The 17,490-nt window shown below is 39.9% G+C and carries 17 protein-coding genes; 4 read left to right on the forward strand and 13 right to left on the reverse strand.

Going from position 1 to position 17,490, the window contains the following annotated elements; translation table 11 throughout:
* Positions 1-71 precede the first annotated feature (71 nt).
* Both IQ264_RS04995 and IQ264_RS05000 read right to left on the reverse strand, forming a co-directional pair.
* Complete coding sequence (locus IQ264_RS04995; protein WP_193979220.1) at positions 72-1,337, reverse strand: ABC transporter substrate-binding protein; 1,266 nt, start codon at positions 1,335-1,337, stop codon at positions 72-74.
* A gap of 10 nt (positions 1,338-1,347) precedes the next feature.
* Positions 1,348-2,001, reverse strand: a complete 654-nt coding sequence (locus IQ264_RS05000) for a glycosyltransferase family 2 protein (protein ID WP_193979223.1) — start codon at positions 1,999-2,001, stop codon at positions 1,348-1,350.
* A gap of 220 nt (positions 2,002-2,221) precedes the next feature.
* Between IQ264_RS05000 and IQ264_RS05005 the strand changes: the two genes are divergently transcribed.
* Entirely contained in the window at positions 2,222-2,965 is a 744-nt protein-coding gene (locus IQ264_RS05005; protein ID WP_193979224.1) for a class I SAM-dependent methyltransferase, read from the forward strand.
* A gap of 76 nt (positions 2,966-3,041) precedes the next feature.
* On the opposite strand, the gene IQ264_RS05010 is transcribed toward IQ264_RS05005, so the two are convergent.
* From IQ264_RS05010 to psbP, 3 genes are all read right to left on the reverse strand, one after another.
* Entirely contained in the window at positions 3,042-3,869 is an 828-nt protein-coding gene (locus IQ264_RS05010) for a cobyrinic acid a,c-diamide synthase (RefSeq protein WP_193979226.1), read from the reverse strand.
* 204 nt (positions 3,870-4,073) lie between these two features.
* Positions 4,074-4,679 (reverse strand): Maf family protein, encoded by a 606-nt coding sequence (locus tag IQ264_RS05015; protein WP_228061299.1) that lies wholly within the window; start codon positions 4,677-4,679, stop codon positions 4,074-4,076.
* A gap of 133 nt (positions 4,680-4,812) precedes the next feature.
* Complete coding sequence (gene psbP / locus IQ264_RS05020; RefSeq protein WP_193979228.1) at positions 4,813-5,352, reverse strand: photosystem II reaction center PsbP; 540 nt, start codon at positions 5,350-5,352, stop codon at positions 4,813-4,815.
* Between the two features lie 100 nt (positions 5,353-5,452).
* Between psbP and IQ264_RS05025 the strand changes: the two genes are divergently transcribed.
* Entirely contained in the window at positions 5,453-6,073 is a 621-nt protein-coding gene (locus IQ264_RS05025; protein WP_193979230.1) for a hypothetical protein, read from the forward strand.
* A gap of 61 nt (positions 6,074-6,134) precedes the next feature.
* Here the strand turns inward: IQ264_RS05025 and IQ264_RS05030 are convergent, their stop codons facing one another.
* The 7 genes from IQ264_RS05030 to trmD form a co-directional block, all read right to left on the reverse strand.
* Positions 6,135-6,926 (reverse strand): hypothetical protein, encoded by a 792-nt coding sequence (locus IQ264_RS05030; RefSeq protein ID WP_193979232.1) that lies wholly within the window; start codon positions 6,924-6,926, stop codon positions 6,135-6,137.
* Between the two features lie 274 nt (positions 6,927-7,200).
* The gene (larB, locus tag IQ264_RS05035) at positions 7,201-7,983 is read right to left on the reverse strand and encodes a nickel pincer cofactor biosynthesis protein LarB (RefSeq protein WP_193979234.1); all 783 of its coding nucleotides are present in this window, start codon (positions 7,981-7,983) and stop codon (positions 7,201-7,203) included.
* A gap of 43 nt (positions 7,984-8,026) precedes the next feature.
* The gene (locus tag IQ264_RS05040; RefSeq protein WP_322744600.1) at positions 8,027-9,814 is read right to left on the reverse strand and encodes an ABC transporter substrate-binding protein; all 1,788 of its coding nucleotides are present in this window, start codon (positions 9,812-9,814) and stop codon (positions 8,027-8,029) included.
* A gap of 16 nt (positions 9,815-9,830) precedes the next feature.
* Positions 9,831-10,313, reverse strand: a complete 483-nt coding sequence (locus tag IQ264_RS05045; protein ID WP_193979236.1) for a type I restriction enzyme HsdR N-terminal domain-containing protein — start codon at positions 10,311-10,313, stop codon at positions 9,831-9,833.
* A 40-nt stretch (positions 10,314-10,353) separates the two neighbouring features.
* Complete coding sequence (gene ispF / locus IQ264_RS05050; protein ID WP_193979238.1) at positions 10,354-10,836, reverse strand: 2-C-methyl-D-erythritol 2,4-cyclodiphosphate synthase; 483 nt, start codon at positions 10,834-10,836, stop codon at positions 10,354-10,356.
* Positions 10,833-11,852 (reverse strand): DUF1517 domain-containing protein, encoded by a 1,020-nt coding sequence (locus tag IQ264_RS05055; protein WP_193979240.1) that lies wholly within the window; start codon positions 11,850-11,852, stop codon positions 10,833-10,835. Before IQ264_RS05055 ends, ispF begins: the two co-directional genes overlap by 4 nt.
* A gap of 227 nt (positions 11,853-12,079) precedes the next feature.
* The gene (gene trmD, locus IQ264_RS05060) at positions 12,080-12,787 is read right to left on the reverse strand and encodes a tRNA (guanosine(37)-N1)-methyltransferase TrmD (RefSeq protein WP_193979242.1); all 708 of its coding nucleotides are present in this window, start codon (positions 12,785-12,787) and stop codon (positions 12,080-12,082) included.
* Between the two features lie 532 nt (positions 12,788-13,319).
* On the opposite strand from trmD, the gene IQ264_RS05065 reads away from it, so the two are divergent.
* Positions 13,320-14,201 carry a cyanophycinase gene (locus tag IQ264_RS05065; protein WP_193979244.1) on the forward strand — a complete coding sequence of 294 codons (882 nt, stop codon included), beginning with the start codon at positions 13,320-13,322 and terminating at the stop codon, positions 14,199-14,201.
* Between the two features lie 244 nt (positions 14,202-14,445).
* Positions 14,446-17,124 (forward strand): cyanophycin synthetase, encoded by a 2,679-nt coding sequence (gene cphA / locus IQ264_RS05070; RefSeq protein WP_193979246.1) that lies wholly within the window; start codon positions 14,446-14,448, stop codon positions 17,122-17,124.
* Positions 17,125-17,166: 42 nt separating this feature from the next.
* Here the strand turns inward: cphA and tatA are convergent, their stop codons facing one another.
* Positions 17,167-17,376 (reverse strand): twin-arginine translocase TatA/TatE family subunit, encoded by a 210-nt coding sequence (gene tatA / locus IQ264_RS05075; RefSeq protein WP_193979248.1) that lies wholly within the window; start codon positions 17,374-17,376, stop codon positions 17,167-17,169.
* Positions 17,377-17,490: the final 114 nt, after the last annotated feature.

The raw sequence follows: 17,490 nt of genomic DNA on the forward strand, positions 1-17,490 counted from the left end.
CAGAGGATGTGGGAAAAGTGTTAATTATTGTCGCCCCTGCGACTCAAGTCATGGGCTAATAGATTATAGATTTAGTAGCTATCCCAAATTACTTTTATCCGATCTTGGGCTTTTTGTAAGGCTTTTTTCGGAGCCTCACCTAACAATACTGCTTCAATAGCTCGACCAAGACTGTCTGAGAGACGGCTATATCCAGCAATAATTGGTCTTTTTCCCGTCCATTTCATTTGTTCTAAAAACACTTTTAACACAGGTTTTTGGACGAGATATTTCTGATAAGCTTCACTTTGAGCAGATTTGATGTTTACTGGCAAAAAACCAGTTCCGATACTAAATTCAGTTTGAAATTGTTCACTTAAAACATATTCTAAAAACTTCAGCGCCGCTTGCTCTCTTTCGGGCGTAGTTTTCATGACATATAAGTTTCCGTTGCCTGCGACTGTAGCTCTGGTTTTATAAGCGGGTATGGGAAATACATCATAATCAACTTTACTTTTCATGATATATGTCCAAGGCCCAGTTAATTGCATTGCCACACGCCCGTTGATAAAATTATCTTCTTCATAACCGCGTTCTGGAAGAGAAAGTGTAGCCGATCCATCTTTGAGTAAATTGTGCCAAAACTCTAAGGCTGCGATCGCTCCTGGATTAGTCAAATCAGGACGATTATTTTCTAATATTTCTCCTTTGGCACTCAGCAAAAAAGGAAACCAAGTAAAAACTGTCCATTCTCCCTTACCTAATGGTAATAACATTCCATACTGTTCGGGGCGATTGTCACCATTGCGATCGACAGTTAGTTTTTTGGCAACTTGTCGCAACTCTTCCCAAGTTTTAGGTGTCTCAGTAATACCTGCTGCGGCAAACAGTTTTGGTCGGTAAAAAATGCCAATATTACCACTATAGTATGGCACCGACCAAAGATGTCCGTCTAGCCGCATTTCATCAAGTAAATTTGGGAAAATTTCTGACTTAATTGGTAATTTATCTAGCCAATCTTCTAACGGTCGAATTGCTCCCATTTCTACTAACTGACCTGTAACTTGAGGATAAAAAGCCAGAATATCTGGCAGAGCATTACCGACAAATGCTGTTAATATTTTTGGTAATTGTTGAGGCGTGAAAATTGATTCAACCTGAATATCAGGATGAGTTTGATTAAATTTATTAACCAATTTTTGAAATACTTCCCGATTTGGTGGTGGATTAATTTCTTGCCACAAAGTTAAATGAATTACGCGATCGCGATTTTTTTCTGTTGCCTGACAACCAGATAAATTCAGCAAGCACAGGCAAAACAAAATAACGATTAGGGATGGGAAATTGAAAAATTTCATGCCAAACTCCCTACACTTTAGTAGCTAATTGATTAGCCGTAATACTATTTTCCGATCTGATATAGATATATGTTTGTGGTTCGGTTAATTTTTGCGTTTTAAATATTTTTTCGGCTCGCTCCCAAAAATCTGTATCCTCTCCGTATGCAATATTACAAAATCCTTTTAATTCAAAGAATACTTGTCTTTTCCCAAAAAAAGTCGGTCCTAGAACACATTCATACACGCTAATTTTTTCCCCAGGTCGATAATAATCTGCAACCCATATATCTCCTTGGACTTCAAAACCACCTTGAATTAAGTTAACTTCAGGATGAGCTTTCATATATTCAATTCGTGAATGTAAATGCTCCGGTTTATACATATCGTCGCTGTCAATAAATGTAATATATTTGCCGAATGATGCTTGAATTCCCACATTCTTAGAGTAAGCTAGTTTTCTGTTTTGATGCTTCAAATAACGAATATTGCGGAAGTTCTGTAGGTAAGTATTGACAATTTCAAAAGTATTATCTTGGCTCCCATCATCAACCACTACCAGTTCCCAATCCTTAAAGGTTTGATTGATAACACTCTTAATGCTATTATCCAAGTGTTGTTCTCGATTGTAAGTACAAAGAATAATAGATATTTCGGGAATTAGGTCAAATTCTATCGGACTCATTTTGCAACCTGCTTAACGTATTTTTCCAGCAAAAATAGCATCGCTACCAAATAATTATGCTATTTTATGGTTGAAAAATCAAGCCAAATATGGAGTTGTTGTTTTTATAGGCTAGCATGGGTATCAACACACGAAAAAATATAAAAAAATTTTTTAACTGGTAGTTTAAACAAAACTTGGTATCATTTAAAAGTACGGACTGTTCATCAGAAGATATCAAATGGCTAAACTTTCACTCCCAAGTTACTTAAGCGGTTATGCGGAAAATTCATTTAACTTAAGACAGCATCTCCAAGAGTTTTTGCATTTAGATTCAGAAACACTAAATAAAAAATTAGCTGCGGGTAAGCGAGAAATGGCAGAGTTAGGCCACAAAGATTTTGATTGGGAAGCGGCAACTGCTTTTTATCGCGATCGCGTAGGAGAAGTTTATTTATTTGAATTGGGAGCATGGCATTTAGAATGCCATGAAAATATTGAAAATACCTTGATGTTGATTGCAGATTATGCTGAAGGTCGGGTGTTAGATTTTGGTGGTGGGATTGGAACTCATACAATTTGTGCTGCCCTTTGCCCGCAAGTTGAACAAGTGATATATTGTGATATTAATCCTATTAATCGTGATTTTGTTCATTATCGAGTAAACCAGATGGGGTTGAGTGAAAAAATCACTTTTTGTTTAGATATGCCCTCAGAAGAGTATTTTGATACAATAATGTCCTTTGATGTTTTAGAACATTTACCAGATCCCTGCGAGCAGTTGCTAAAGTTTCATCAAGCCTTACAACCAGAAGGTAAAACTATTCTCAACTGGTATTTCTTTAAAGGTTTTAATCAAGAGTACCCTTTTCATTTGGATGACCCGGAAATAGTGGAAACTTTCTTCAAGACAATTCAAAGTAAATTCTTAGAAAATTTTCACCCTTATTACACCACAGCCCGATGCTACCGTAAATGGGGTTGAGTTGAATTCAATCCCCAACAAAATTTGGTGTTGAATAACTATAATTCTATTAACCCTAATTTGTCTTTACCAATGACTACTCCATATTCATCCCCAAATCATGAGAAAAATCTTGGGTAAAAATCCCTTCCTTTTCTAATTGAAAAATGTACTCATAATCAAACATCAAAGAATGAGGATGGCGAATTATAGAAAACCCAAAATCACTTACTATTTCGGTAGAAAAAGTAAACATAACTAAATCAATTAGTTTCTTTTCGGGAATATTAGGTACTTGCACAAAGTAATCATGTTTTTCAAAAAAAACTTTTTCGTGTTTGGGGACAATTATGCCATTCAATCTATGAGATTTCTGAATAGGTTTAATGATATATTTAACAAAAGTTGCCGGAGATTTTTGTAAAGCTGTTAATCTTTCATGTTGTGCCCAACTCATTTTGTAAATCATTTTCAATAACTCGAAACCCAAAATGTAGTTGAAAACGCTGTTTCTTTCTTTATTACTTAGAACTAAACGTAAGGCTGATTCCAAATATAAATCAGGCTTGCGACGTAAATCTTGAGAGGAATGAATAAATGATTGCCGGACATAACTTTTTAAAAGTGCCTGATTAATTTCCGTATTAATGTAAAATCTCCGCAAGTAGCTTTCTAATTGCTGTTGCGCGTCTCGATCTTGTAGCATTCGAGCAACTAAACCATCAGCAGTGTAATCGTCTAAAAAGTCAGCTTGTACTTCTGGAGACGCAGCACATAATAAATGACATAAAGACAAGACATAACGGCGCTGTTCCCAAGGTAGACTTTCAGCCCATTCTCTGGCAGGTGGGGGTAATTTTTCCAGCATACTTTTAGCAGTATTGGATTCAGCAAGGTGAGTTGTTTGAGAGTTGAGTTCAGTCATAGCCTGAAACCAGGGATAGAAAGGAAGAACTTGAGCAAGAATATTACTAAGGTGAAAAAGGTTTAATGGCTGGAATCTCTAAAAGTTACAAAAGTAATATCACTACAATTTTCACCTTAGTTCTATTCCATCTACGACTAGTATTCCCAAATATCTCCCAATAAACCCATTTTTAGATTTAACTATTTTTAACAATTTACTTGACTAAAAGCCCCAAAAGTCGGTGACATCGTATCCGAGTTCATCTAACATCTGACGTAGCAAGGGTAGGCTGAGTCCGATAACGTTACTGTGACAACCGGAGATTTTTTCGACGAAAAGACCTCCTTTACCTTCTAATGCAAAGCATCCCGCGCATTTGAGGGGTTCGCCAGTGGCGACATAAGCGGCAATTTGCCGATCGCTAACGTTAGCAAAATAAACCTCTGTCACTTGACAATGTACTAAAGTTTTCCCCTGTTGTAAGTCGATTAAAGCATGACCTGTTAACAATTCGCCAACTTTAGAGCGCATTTGTTGCCAACGAGCGATCGCTTCAGCTGCATCAGCTGGTTTTCCGTAAATTTCCCCTTCTATTGCCAAAACTGAATCACAACCTAATACTAATGCCTCTGTTTGTTGCGCCGCTACTGTTTCCCCCTTTCGCAACGCCAAAGTTTTAACTAATTCTTTAGGATCGCTAATATTCACCAGCGATTCATCAAAATCACTAGGCAAAACAATTGGTTCAATTCCCACATTTTGTAACAGGCGAAGCCGCGCTGGAGAAGCTGAAGCTAAAATAAATTTAGGCATTTTGTTACTAGTCATTTGTGATTTGTCATCTGTCATCTGTCATTTGCAATTGGCATAATCTTCGATTACGGGTTTTTGGCAAATTGCCACATTTGTTCTTGGTTATACCCAATTACGAATGACCAATGACAAATGACCAATAACTAATTTAATAAACTTGGAATGAATCAACAACTTGCTGGAACTGATTTTTTACACTTTTCCATCGCTTTTCTGTAGTTGAAGCATTAAAAGTGTAAAGTTTACCGTGACTAATAACTACACTAGCGAGATTATGTCGTTCTTGATTGGGCAATTTCACGGCATATTCTAAAAGGTAATAAGTTTTTCCGCTACCTTCTCTTGCTTCTGCATTAACTAATTCTGCTTCTCGTCCCGATCCATCTGGTGCGATCGCACTTTTGGATAATTTGTATCCTACCTCACCAGGACTTCCCAATTCTTGAAGAGTTTTACCTGATGTAACTTGACTAATTACCACACTTACATTTTCTGTGTCCTCAATTAAATCATGAAACACCACATCAGGGCCACTTGATACTTGCACCGGAATCCAACCATTAGGATATAAGAACTGGTATCCGTCGCTGGTATCAATATAGCTTTTCAACCCGCCTGTAGCGGAAACACAACCACTCAAGGTGACAGTCAGAACAATTAATAGTAGCGATACAATTCGTTTTAGCATTTGTTACATTCCTTTTGCCAGTATTGTAGTTTTCTAAGCGATTATATTTTCTCATTTATGGGACACTTTTTTGGAACTAAGAATTTTCGGAGAACTGGTAATGCTGACTACTAGCGAAATTAGATGGTTTTATCAAGGGACAACACCCCCAGCAATTGAAAATTGGTTTATTGCGGATGTACTTAGGGAAAATTGTCAAAATTTAGAAGAGCGAGAAGACTGGTATTTACTAATACCTGGATGTGAATTTTTGGGGGTTAAACTCCGTCAACAGCGATTAGAAACTAAGTTGCGAGTCACAGAATTAGGAATTTGGCAGTTAAGAAATAATGTAATTGGTGCAGCGGAAAAATGGCTTAAATCTACTTGTGAAGATGGGAAAATAGAGAGTTTAATTACTCCAGATGTGATTGCTAAAGGACAATGGGTGAAGGTGGAGAAAGTGCGATCGCAAATTCGCTATTTAGTTGCTAATGATTATAGCTTAACTCCAACTTCAACAGATCAAACTTCTCAAGAAGGTTGTAATGTAGAACTTACCAAAATAATTATTAATGATAATCATTGGTGGACTTTAGGTTTTGAAGCATCGGGAACAGACGACAAATTAAAAGACAATTTGGAAACAGTCGCAAAAAAAATATTCCAAACTTTCCCCGAACAAGAATTGAATTTGGTAGATTCTTATGCTTATCCCAAATGGTTATCTGTGTTTGTTTAATTGATTTATTGTGTGAATTTGAATCTGGCGTTTTTTTACCACAGATAAACACAGATAATTTTTATTTCACGTTTTGCCAGAACCAATTTTCTTTAAGTTTCCTAATCTTTTGATTAGATATATCCGACCCATCTGAGCGATAAACAAAACCTGTAATTCCTTGAGAGAAACGCGATCGATCTTGGCAAAAGAAAATCTCTGTCGCGTTTCCTTGCTGTTTCACAACTATTTTCCGATTTGGACAACCAATCAAATAACGATATTTACAAGGAAGTTTAATTTCTGATATTTGATTATTACTTGTTTGTGCTGGCAATTCTCCCCTTTGTACCATAGCAGCTACTTCCGCAAATGCCGGAAAATACTCATCAAAAGTTGCCAAACTCGGATTTGATACATTCAAGAATTGAATTACTACCAGGGTAAATACGCTAATTACCAAGGGTAATGTACATTTTATAAAATGTTGCTTTAACTCTAAATAAGCATAAATAGGCCAGATAATCAGTAACGGGACAAACAATAAGTAATCGCTAACGCCTTGCTGTAAATAACTTAAAATAAAAACCATGAAAATAGCCATGAATAACATATAAAAAGCAATTTTAAACAAAACATTAAAAAACAAACTAAACCGAGCAGCTAATGAGTTGCTTAAATTCCCATTGAACTTTCTTGCCAAGTAGGGAGGCCAATAAAATAAAACCAATAAAAATAAAAAATTAACCCAAAATAAACCGAAAAATTCTCCTAAATTACATTTAAACTTGCGAAAAATCAACTCCAAACAACTAACAATCAATACAATTAAAGCAACCCGCAAAACCAGAAAATTATTAGCGGAATTTCGCATATATGGCTTTTTTGTACTTGTGATGAAAAACCCTGGTTTTAGGGACTGGGTACAGGGGATGACAGGCAAGATGCCTGTCCTACGGGACTGGGATTTCTTGTAAATTAAGCATTGTACAAATTAATCAAGTTTACTTATCACCATAAGTAAGAGAGAACCGATTTTTTTTGAACCGCTTAAGATGCAGAGGAAACAGAGATAAAAAATCGAGAAGTTTTTTCCTAATCCCGTAGGACAGGCATCTTGCCTGTCATCTCCAGTCCCCAGTCCCCAGTCACTCAGCCATTAAACTAATCTTACGCGCCGTCCTGAGAATTTGTCCTGCCAAAATTGCTGCGCCAAAACCATTATCAATGTTCACCACACCTACTCCCGCAGCACAAGAATTCAACATTGTCAATAGTGGGGCAAGACCGCCAAAACTTGCGCCATAACCGACGCTGGTGGGAACCGCAATCACGGGACAATCAGCCAAACCCGCCACCACGCTAGGCAAAGCGCCTTCCATTCCCGCTACCACAATTAAAACATTGGATTGGGCGATGACGTGACGGTTACTCAGCAAACGGTGAATTCCTGCGACTCCCACATCCCAGAGACGCTGTACCTGAAAACCGCAAAGTTCGGCGGTAACTGCGGCTTCTTCCGCTACTGGCAAGTCAGCTGTTCCGGCAGAAAGAATGCCAATTGTCCCGGAATATTGGGGTTCTAAAGCAGCAGGAACGGTGGCGCAAATTCGGGCATTTGGGTAGTAGTAAAGATGAGGAATTTTTTCCTGTATTTCGGCGTAAACTTCGGGAGTAATTCTAGTTGCCATTACTACTGGATTTTGTTGTTGCATTGCCTGGAAAATATGGGCAATTTGATCGGGTGTTTTACCGGGTCCCCATATCACTTCGGGAAAGCCAGTTCGCAGTTGTCGATGATGATCGATTCTGGCAAAATCGCCCACTGATTCAAAAGCAAAATGCTTGAGTTTTTCCATTGCCACATCTGGGCTAACTCTACCATTTGCCACTTCTTCTAGTAGAGATTGTAATGCTTCGGGTTGAGTCATTCGATTTTATATTTTAGCTTTTAGACTTTCGATTTTAGCTGGTTTAATTTTCGGTTAATGTTAGTTCGTGAAGGTTCCAAAATGCGCCGCCTAGTGCTGAGTATTTTATGCCTTGAATGCGATCGCGCACCGCTGCCAATGATAACTGATTAACCAAGTAAATTACTGGCAGTTCTTCTTGCACAATATTCTGGAATTTGGCATAAATTTCTTTGCGTTTGGTTTCGTCTAATTCTTGTGCTCCGGCAATCATTAGGCGATCGATTTCTTTTTCCCAATCAGAAACTACCCAACCATTAATCGGCGGTTCATTTGGTGCAGGGCCTTGGTTAAAGCTGTGTAATCCCCCTGTGCTATTCCAAACATTAGCACCATCATTTGGTTCCACTCCTCCGGTTAATCCGAGTAAATAACTATCCCAATCTCTGGTATTAGAAAGTTTATCTACTAAGGTGCCAAAGTTAATTGGCGTAAAGTCAACTTGAATCCCAATTTTACTCAAATCTTGCTTGATTTGTGCTCCCATTGCTTCCCGAATTTTATTACCACTATTCGTCATCAATGTGAAGCGGACACGATTCCCATCCCAATCTAATAATTGCCCTTCATCATTATATTTGAATCCCGCTTTTAATAGCAATTCCTTGGCTTTTTCGGTATTGTAATCATAAACTTTCAGCCCCTTTTCAGGAGATAGGTAATAGGGACTTTGCACTGAAATTGGAGAGTTTTGTGGAGCACCTAATCCACGAAAAGTATTGTTAATCATGGTTTGGCGATCGATCCCATAAGCCACCGCTTGCCGAAATTCTTTAGTATTAAACCACCGCGACTTTATCGGATTGACAATTGGTTGTCCCTGGGCATTTTTCGCTTTATTTAAGTTAAAGGAAATAAAAGTTGTGCCGGAAGCAGGGCCACCATTATAAATGGAAAAATTTCCCCGGTTTTCTTCTCGCTTTACTAGGGAAAAAATGTCTGGTGATATAGAAATAGAATCCAAACTTCCTGAACGGAATTGCATTAAAGCCACATCGGTTGATTCAACAATTTGCCAAACCATTTTTTCAATATATGGCTGTTGCTTACCTTGGCTATCTTTCCGCCAATAATAAGGATTACGACGAAAAATGATCCGCTCACTTGTGTCGTATCTTTCTAAAACATAAGGCCCATTTACTACTATTTCGTTAGGTGGTGTATTAACTCCCCAAGTTGTGAGAAATGTGGGTTTGCCATCTTGGTTTTTCTTATTAACATATTTCCTTAAAATATGTGCTGGTAATATCGGCACTCCAGTTACTCTTAAAAATGGGGCAAAAGGTTCAGGAACAGTAAATTCTACTCTGCGCCCATCTAATTTTTTTACTGTTGGTAAAGCGCGACTTTCACCAATTCTCAATACATCTCTGGTATCGGTAGGAATTGCTTCATTCAAGTAGATTTCATTGTAAGTGAAAACTACATCATCTACTGTTAATGGTTTGCCATCAGACCATTTCAAATTCGGTTTAAGAGTAAAAACTATGTTTTTTTTATCTTGCGAAATCGTCCAATATTCGGCTAAATCTGGTTCAATTTTGCCTGTTAAACCATTTTCCGTAACCAATCCTTCAAACATCAGGCTAGTAGGACTAGGTGCTTCCTGAACAAAAGGCGGGTTAAAAGTTTTTGGATCGCTAAGTACGCTAGTAACAATTTGTGGAACTTGGGCTGTTGCACTTTTAATTTTTAGGGCATTACAACTGGTAAGGGCGATCGCGCCAATGAACAACAGTATTAACAAAAATACCGAAAATCTTATTCTTTTAATAGCCGAGTATTTCATCATTTATCTTCTCTAAAAATTAGCAATTATCACTTTCCAGCACTACCTCAGATTTTGTTGTTCCATCTGCTAACAGTTGTAATAAACCTATTTCCTCTACTTGATCTGATGCAGGTGGCTTTTCTGATTTCCAATGATAAGCTAAATCTCGTAACCATGCTTCCAGTAATGTTTCAAAATATGGACTAAGAATCCGCGTATTAGCAAATTCGGGATCGTAGTGGCTAAGTATGTCCGCAGTTTTGAGAGTCAACAAAGGTTCCGCGACATTAACACTTTCTCCTGAAAAAATCTCAATTTCTGACAAATCAGCTAACATCACAAAAGAGATAGATCGATTCCAAGATTGCCAGTAAGACTTTAGTTGGGAGAAAGCTTGCTGTTTTGCTTGATGATTTTGAAATCCTAAAGCTTTTACCTCAGCAATTAAAATTGCTTGTTCTTCACTATTGTAGGCGATAATATCTATCTGTCTTTGAGGAATGTAATTTGCTGTTTCCATTACTTTGATCCTTTTAACAAATCTCAGGTTTTAAAGCGACTTAATCAGCTGCTACCAGCAAAGCTACAGAATAGGCACAAATTCCTTCTTCTCTTCCTTCAGGGCCTAATTTTTCGTTAGTGGTGGCTTTAATACCAATTTGGTCAGGTTTTAATTCTAGAACAGCTGCTAGACGATCGCGCATCGCTGAAATATGCGGCTTCAATTTTGGACGTTCCGCCACTATCACTGAGTCAATATTACTTACTCGCCAACCTTTTTCCCGGATCAGTTGATCCACCTGACTCAACAACATTAAACTATCAGCCCCCGCCCATTTCGGATCGGTAGGTGGGAAATAATGACCAATATCCCCCAAACTTAACGCCCCTAGCATCGCATCCATAATCGCGTGAGTCAGGACATCTGCATCGCTATGTCCCAATAACCCCAATTCGTGAGAAATCTGGACACCTCCCAAAATCAAAGGTCGTCCAGATACTAATCGATGAATATCGTAACCGTTACCTATGCGAATGTTCATGCAATTTGCATCATGTTAGTGTACTCACTTAACATTTCATCATAAGTTAGGCTTTCTGTGTCTGATTGCGGAGTCCAAAGTAACTCAAATACGGAAAGATATTCTGGTGGAGTAGCTGCGATTTTTTCTAATGCTTGCTTCAAATCTTGGCTTGAGTAAACATCACCAAACAAAGGGCGATCGTTTTCTGTACCAATTAATAAGCTAACAACAATGTATGTTCCTGGTTCTTGGTCTGGTTTAATATCTTGTTGCAGTTGGCGAACTTTTCCCTTAACATTAGACAGCGTTTCCGCGCTAAACTTTGTGCGTTCTTCTATGGAAATTTGATTGAAGAGTTTTTCCGCTTCTTCCCGACTCTTCACAGTTTTGGAACTAGCAGAAACGTGAGTCCAATTTTCTGGAGTTCGCAACAATGCTAACACCGATTCCTGCATTAATTCGGTTAATCCTTCGGGAGTGCTGCTATCAATTTGCAAGCTTAAATCTGTTAGTTGTTTCTGCACTACATGGGCTTGGGCTAATAACCCAATTTGCAATTTAGTCACAGTAACAATATTGTTATCTAACTCTTTGTTGCCCGTTGAATAAGTTGCAATTTCCTCACTAGAACTGTTATTACTGCTAATTGCATTTTTCAGGGCAAAGACGATCGCCAATCCTAAAATTCCCACTATCAAAATTAACACAATTATCGGCAGCGGTGAATAATAGTAACCGTAACCCCCGCGATAATAACCCCCAGGCGCAACATATATATTTGGGCTTGTATAAGTAGGACTACTGCGATAACCTCCTGAATCATTATCAGAATATCCTCGACTCGGAGCACTGCGGGAAGGCGAAGACCTATTAAAAGAACCCCCTCCACTGCGCCCCCCACTACGTTTAGCTAATGCTTCCTGACCAACATTTAACCTTACTTGTTTGTGAGTTGGCGTAAACTCAATGTTGACTGTATTAACTAGCAACAGGGAAAGGGCAGCTGTACACCAAAATTGCAACTTAGATTTCATTTTCATATTTCAAATTAACCAGCTTTACTCCGATCTTAGTTCTTGATCTAGCTTGCCCCTGCCCTCACAGACAATTTGTATTCTTCATATTTCTTTATATCAATTACTTCCTGGGATAGATGTAACTCCAAACTCGATCGGGATTTATTGATTTACATTCTGGAGCAGGATTAATCAAGAAATCTGCTAAATCTGTAAATCCTAATCAAACTTTTCCTTGTACGTTTTTATTCAGCAGCTTCTTTGCCTGATTGTTCCAACCAAGTATCATACAAATCGGGACGACGATCGCGAGTTCTTTCGATTTGCTGTTCTCTTCGCCAACGAGCAATTTCTCCATGATTTCCTGATAATAATACATCTGGAACTCGCCAACCGCGAAATTCTGGCGGGCGGGTGTACTGCGGATAATCTAACAAAATAGCTTCAAAACTTTCGGCTTTTAAAGATTCTTCTTTACCCACCGTTCCTGGTAGTAACCGCACTACGCCATTAATTAACGTTAATGCGGGAATCTCTCCACAAGTTAAGATAAAATCTCCCAAAGATACCTCACGAGTCACTAAATTTAACACTCGTTCATCAACCCCTTCATAATGACCACAAATAATCACTAGTTGGTCATAATTAGTTGCCCATTCTTTTAATAATCCTTGATTGAGAGTTTCCCCTTGGGGAGTCATTAAAATTACATCCCGTTTTGGTAAAATTGGTAGAGATTCCACAGCAGCAAAGATCGGTTCTGGCTTCATTAACATTCCCACACCACCACCGTAAGGTTCATCATCTACTCGTCGATGCTTATCTGTGGCATAATCTCTGGGATTCACCAGATTTACAGCAGCAATCTGTTTCGCTAAGGCTTTCCCCAACAAGCCGGAACTTAGCGGGGAAGTGAAAAAATCGGGAAACAGGGTAACAACATCTATCCGCACAATTTTACAATCTCTTGAAAAAGAACAACTTTCTAGTGCAGTGTTGCAGAAATCACCAACCAGTTGAAAAAAAGGTAAAAAGCTTGTACGAGCCTTGTGTCCTTCTGCCTTCTTGCACTAGTTTAGCTATAAAAGTTACCAAAAGATAACAAGAATAGTGTTAAAAATTAGGACTCAGTACCAATTCGTTTAATTTGCAGCCTGACAAATTTTAGATTTCGATACTATCAGATTGTAAGATATAACTACTTCGTAAATATTGGCTAATTTCTCACAATGACGGACAAAAAGTTTCATAAAAGTTTAATATTAGGTCTAATAAACTACTATTATGTGTTAAAGATTACGATCTAGAGCGTTAACCATACCAGTACTGAGTTCTGAGTAGGGAGTTACTTACTTTAGGATTGTTAGCTTTCCGATCCTAATCACAGGAGAGGAGAAGGCTGAACTCAGGACTAAAAATGAGGAGAACAAACATTTGTTAAGTATGGCTTAAAACTCAGACTAACCGGAGAAGAGGAAACATAAAATGCTGCAATTAGAAGTTCAAGCACAGGAACAGACAAAGCCCCAACCGATGAAAACAGCAGTGATGGTAATTGGCGGTGCTGAAGATAAAGTACATGGTAGAGAGATTCTCCATGCTTTCTTTAATCGTTCTGGGGGAGCGGATGCTCAGATAGCTATCATACCATCAGCGTCCCGTGAGCCTGCAATTATTGGGGAAAGATACCGGGCGATATTTCAGGAGATGGGGGCGAAGCGGATCGAGTTGGTAGATATTCGCGATCGCGTTCAGTGCGAAGACCCCGCTTACCATGAATTCTTAGAAGTTTGTACAGGCGTATTTATGACAGGCGGCGATCAGCTGAGATTATGTGGATTGCTGGCTGATACGCCGTTTATGGAAAAATTACGCTTGGGAGTTTGGCAAGGTAGACTGACTTTAGCCGGAACTAGTGCAGGTGCAGCAGTCATGGGACACCACATGATCGCAGGTGGTGGAAGTGGCGAATGTCCCAACCGTTCCTTAGTAGATATGGCGACGGGTTTAGGTTTTTTACCAGAAGTAATTGTCGATCAACATTTCCACAATCGGAATCGCATGGCAAGACTAATGAGTGCAGTTTCCGCCCACCCCGATCGCTTGGGAATTGGTATTGATGAAGACACCTGCGCTTTATTTGAAGGTGATGGGATTATTCAAGTATTGGGAAAAGGTACAGTCACCGTTGTTGACCCTTCAGAAATGTCTTATACCAATCAACCATACATCGGTGCTACTGACCCAATCAGTATTTATAATTTGAGGGTTCACATTCTTAGCTATGGCGATCGCTATGATATGCGTCAACGAAAAATAATTCCTTCGTTAGGTGAAGGATGTGTAACCGATCAAACACAAACATAAAATTTTGGTTTAGTTTTTCGTTTTGTCTCTGAACTTAAAATGCTGAATCTGGGCGCTAGCTAATCCCGTTAACTAGTAGTATTTTGAACATTGCTGGTTAACCAACTTCCTTTAAAATGTACGGAAAACCAAAAATGCTTCGCCAAAAATGTTACTAGTGAACAGTTTAGTGGAGCCTCAGAATTTGAAACTAGATAATTGTGTTTACTGCTGTCCTGCTGCTCAATGACTCTCGGATACTGCCATGAAAATTCTTAAAATCCAGACGTTACGCGGTCCTAACTATTGGAGCATTCGACGACACAAACTTATCGTGATGCGTCTCGATTTGGAAGAACTTGCCGATCGTCCGTCGAACGAAATACCAGGTTTTTATGAGGGATTGGTCGAAGTTTTACCCAGCTTAATAGAGCATTTTTGTTCCCCAGGGTGTCGCGGTGGTTTCCTAAGCAGAGTTAAAGAAGGCACGCTGATGGGGCATATCATAGAACACATTGCCCTGGAACTACAGATGCTAGCAGGGATAGAAGTGGGATTTGGTCGGACTCGCGAAACGCCTACACCGGGGATATATCACGTCGTAGTTGAATACAAAGACGAACAAGCGGGTCGCTATGCAGTGCGGGCTGCGGTCAGGCTGTGCCAAAGCATCATGGACACAGGTAGTTATCCCCAAACAGAATTAGAGCAAGACCTGCAAGACCTAAAAGAAATGGCAGCGGATGCTGCTTTAGGGCCAAGTACAGAAACAATTGTTAAAGAAGCAGAACTGAGGGGAATTCCTTGGACACCTTTAAGCGCCCGTGCTTTGGTGCAATTCGGTCAAGGGATATATCAAAAGCGAATTCAAGCAACTCTGTCTTCCCAAACGGGAATTTTAGGTGTAGAACTAGCTTCGGATAAAGAAAGTACCAAACAAATTTTGCGGGAAGCGGGAGTCCCAGTTCCGCGAGGGACTGTGGTCAATTTCTTGGATGATTTGGCAGATGCGATCGCAGATGTGGGCGGCTACCCGATCGTAATTAAGCCGTTGGATGGTAATCACGGACGCGGGATTACCATTAACATTACGACTTGGGAAGAAGCAGAAGAAGCTTACGATGCGGCGAAGGAAGTTTCTAAATCGGTAATTGTGGAACGCTATTACCAAGGACGGGATCACCGGATTTTAGTCGTCAATGGTAAAGTCGTAGCCGTTGCTGAAAGAATACCCGCCCACGTAGTCGGAGATGGTAAATCGACAATTCAAGAATTGATTGATGAAACTAATCGCGACCCGAATCGGGGCGAGGGACATGATAATGTGCTGACCCGGATTGAACTCGATCGCACTTCCTGGCAATTATTAGAAAAACAAGGTTATACCCTGGAAACAGTATTACCAAAAGATGAAATTTGTTATCTCCGGGCAACAGCTAACCTGAGTACAGGGGGGATTGCAGTCGATCGCACTGACGAAATTCACAAAGAAAACATTTGGATCGCCCAAAGAGTAGCGAAAATTATCGGCTTGGATATTGCCGGAATCGATGTAGTTACATCTGATATCACCCGTCCGTTAAAAGAAATGGATGGGGTAATTGTGGAAGTGAACGCTGCACCCGGATTTAGAATGCACGCTTCGCCTAGCCGGGGAATTGCGCGAAATGTCGGTGGCGCGGTAATTGATATGTTATACCCCCCTGGCGCACCGAGCCGCATCCCCATTTTGGCAGTCACAGGTACTAACGGCAAAACTACAACTACTCGCTTGTTGGCGCATATTTACCGCCAAACAGGTATGGTCGTGGGATACACGACGACTGATGGCACTTACATCGGGGAGTTCTTGGTGGAAAAAGGTGATAATACTGGCCCCCAAAGTGCTCAGTTGATTTTACAAGACCCGACGGTAGAAGTAGCGGTGTTGGAAGCTGCTAGGGGTGGGATTTTGCGATCGGGATTAGGATTTGATGCTAGTGATGTGGGTATTATCCTCAATGTCGCCGCCGATCACTTGGGGATTGCTGATATTGACACGGTAGAAAAATTAGCTCACGTTAAAAGTGTAGTAGCCGAAGCGATTCACCCCAATGGCTATGCCGTACTCAATGCTGACGATCCGTTAGTTTCAGCAATGGCGCAACGGACAAAGGCACAGGTAGCTTACTTCTCGATGAATCCTGATTCCCAGTTAATTAAAGAACATACTCGCTCTGGTGGGATTGCCGCAGTTTATGAAAACGGCTATATCTCAATTTTGAAGGGAGATTGGACGATTAGAATTGAACAGGCAGTTAATGTACCCTTGACAATGGGTGGCAGAGCACCATTTATGATTGCAAATGCTTTAGCTGCTAGTTTGGCTGCATTTGTTCAAGGTGTAGATGTTGATGTAATTCGATCGGCAATTAAAACTTTCCGCGCTTCCAGCAATCAAACTCCAGGGAGAATGAATTTGTTTAACTTGGGCAATTATCATGCTTTAATCGATTATGCCCATAACCCCCACAGCTACGAAGCTTTAGCGAGTTTCGTTCGCAGTTGGCCTGGTGAAAGAGTTGGAGTAGTGGGCGGCCCTGGCGATCGCAGAGATGAAGATTTTGTCCAGTTAGGGAAGTTGGCGGCGCAAATGTTCGATCGGATCATCGTCAAAGAAGATGATGATAACAGAGGCAGAGAAAGAGGCGATGGCGCACGATTAATTATCGAAGGCATCAAGCAAACTAAAGCAGATTTTAATTACGACACAATTCTCGATGAAACAAAAGCGATTAATACTGCTTTAGATAGTGCGACTGTCAACAGTTTGGTAGTAGTTTTGCCCGAAAGTGTCAGTCGTGCCGTCAGCTTAATTGAAGCCCGTAATCCCATCCCCGAAGCAGTACAACAACCTGCAACTGTAGAATCTAATAATGCAGTTACTTCCTCAGTAGGGAATTAGAACAAGGGAACGGGGAACGGAGAACAAGGAACAGGTAAAAATTTAATTTTCCCCTTGTCCCCTTGTCCCCTTGTCTCCTTGTCCCCCTGTCCCCTGCTCCTCTGCTTCCTCCTGGGATTTGCTCATTTCATCTTTAAAGCCTCGTAAAGTTTTACCCAAAGCACTGCCCATTTCGGGGATCTTTTTCGGGCCGAAAACTAGTAGAGCAACTACAGCAATAATGCCGATTTCTGGTAATCCTAATCCAAACATTTGCATCTCCTATTTTGTAAGTGTTAAATTTTTAACTTTGATTACAGTTTATCCCAGAAGGGAGATAAGTCAGCTATGCTAATTGTCGATTTTTAGATCATGCTCCGAATTAGC

Origin of the sequence: [Phormidium] sp. LEGE 05292 (genome assembly GCF_015207735.1) — a bacterium.
Lineage (GTDB): Bacteria > Cyanobacteriota > Cyanobacteriia > Cyanobacteriales > Aerosakkonemataceae > Floridanema.

What these genes read in the sequence shown, in the direction of transcription:
- IQ264_RS05045 (WP_193979236.1), bottom strand. Translation starts at nt 10,313, where the DNA reads ATGGAAACAGCAAATTACATTCCTCAAAGACAGATAGATATTATCGCC.
- psbP (WP_193979228.1), bottom strand. Translation starts at nt 5,352, where the DNA reads ATGCTAAAACGAATTGTATCGCTACTATTAATTGTTCTGACTGTCACC.
- IQ264_RS05040 (WP_322744600.1), bottom strand. Translation starts at nt 9,814, where the DNA reads ATGATGAAATACTCGGCTATTAAAAGAATAAGATTTTCGGTATTTTTG.
- IQ264_RS05010 (WP_193979226.1), bottom strand. Translation starts at nt 3,869, where the DNA reads ATGACTGAACTCAACTCTCAAACAACTCACCTTGCTGAATCCAATACT.
- ispF (WP_193979238.1), bottom strand. Translation starts at nt 10,836, where the DNA reads ATGAACATTCGCATAGGTAACGGTTACGATATTCATCGATTAGTATCT.
- IQ264_RS05030 (WP_193979232.1), bottom strand. Translation starts at nt 6,926, where the DNA reads ATGCGAAATTCCGCTAATAATTTTCTGGTTTTGCGGGTTGCTTTAATT.
- cphA (WP_193979246.1), top strand. Translation starts at nt 14,446, where the DNA reads ATGAAAATTCTTAAAATCCAGACGTTACGCGGTCCTAACTATTGGAGC.
- IQ264_RS05015 (WP_228061299.1), bottom strand. Translation starts at nt 4,679, where the DNA reads ATGACTAGTAACAAAATGCCTAAATTTATTTTAGCTTCAGCTTCTCCA.
- IQ264_RS04995 (WP_193979220.1), bottom strand. Translation starts at nt 1,337, where the DNA reads ATGAAATTTTTCAATTTCCCATCCCTAATCGTTATTTTGTTTTGCCTG.
- IQ264_RS05065 (WP_193979244.1), top strand. Translation starts at nt 13,320, where the DNA reads ATGCTGCAATTAGAAGTTCAAGCACAGGAACAGACAAAGCCCCAACCG.
- IQ264_RS05000 (WP_193979223.1), bottom strand. Translation starts at nt 2,001, where the DNA reads ATGAGTCCGATAGAATTTGACCTAATTCCCGAAATATCTATTATTCTT.
- IQ264_RS05055 (WP_193979240.1), bottom strand. Translation starts at nt 11,852, where the DNA reads ATGAAATCTAAGTTGCAATTTTGGTGTACAGCTGCCCTTTCCCTGTTG.
- IQ264_RS05005 (WP_193979224.1), top strand. Translation starts at nt 2,222, where the DNA reads ATGGCTAAACTTTCACTCCCAAGTTACTTAAGCGGTTATGCGGAAAAT.
- IQ264_RS05025 (WP_193979230.1), top strand. Translation starts at nt 5,453, where the DNA reads ATGCTGACTACTAGCGAAATTAGATGGTTTTATCAAGGGACAACACCC.
- tatA (WP_193979248.1), bottom strand. Translation starts at nt 17,376, where the DNA reads ATGTTTGGATTAGGATTACCAGAAATCGGCATTATTGCTGTAGTTGCT.
- larB (WP_193979234.1), bottom strand. Translation starts at nt 7,983, where the DNA reads ATGACTCAACCCGAAGCATTACAATCTCTACTAGAAGAAGTGGCAAAT.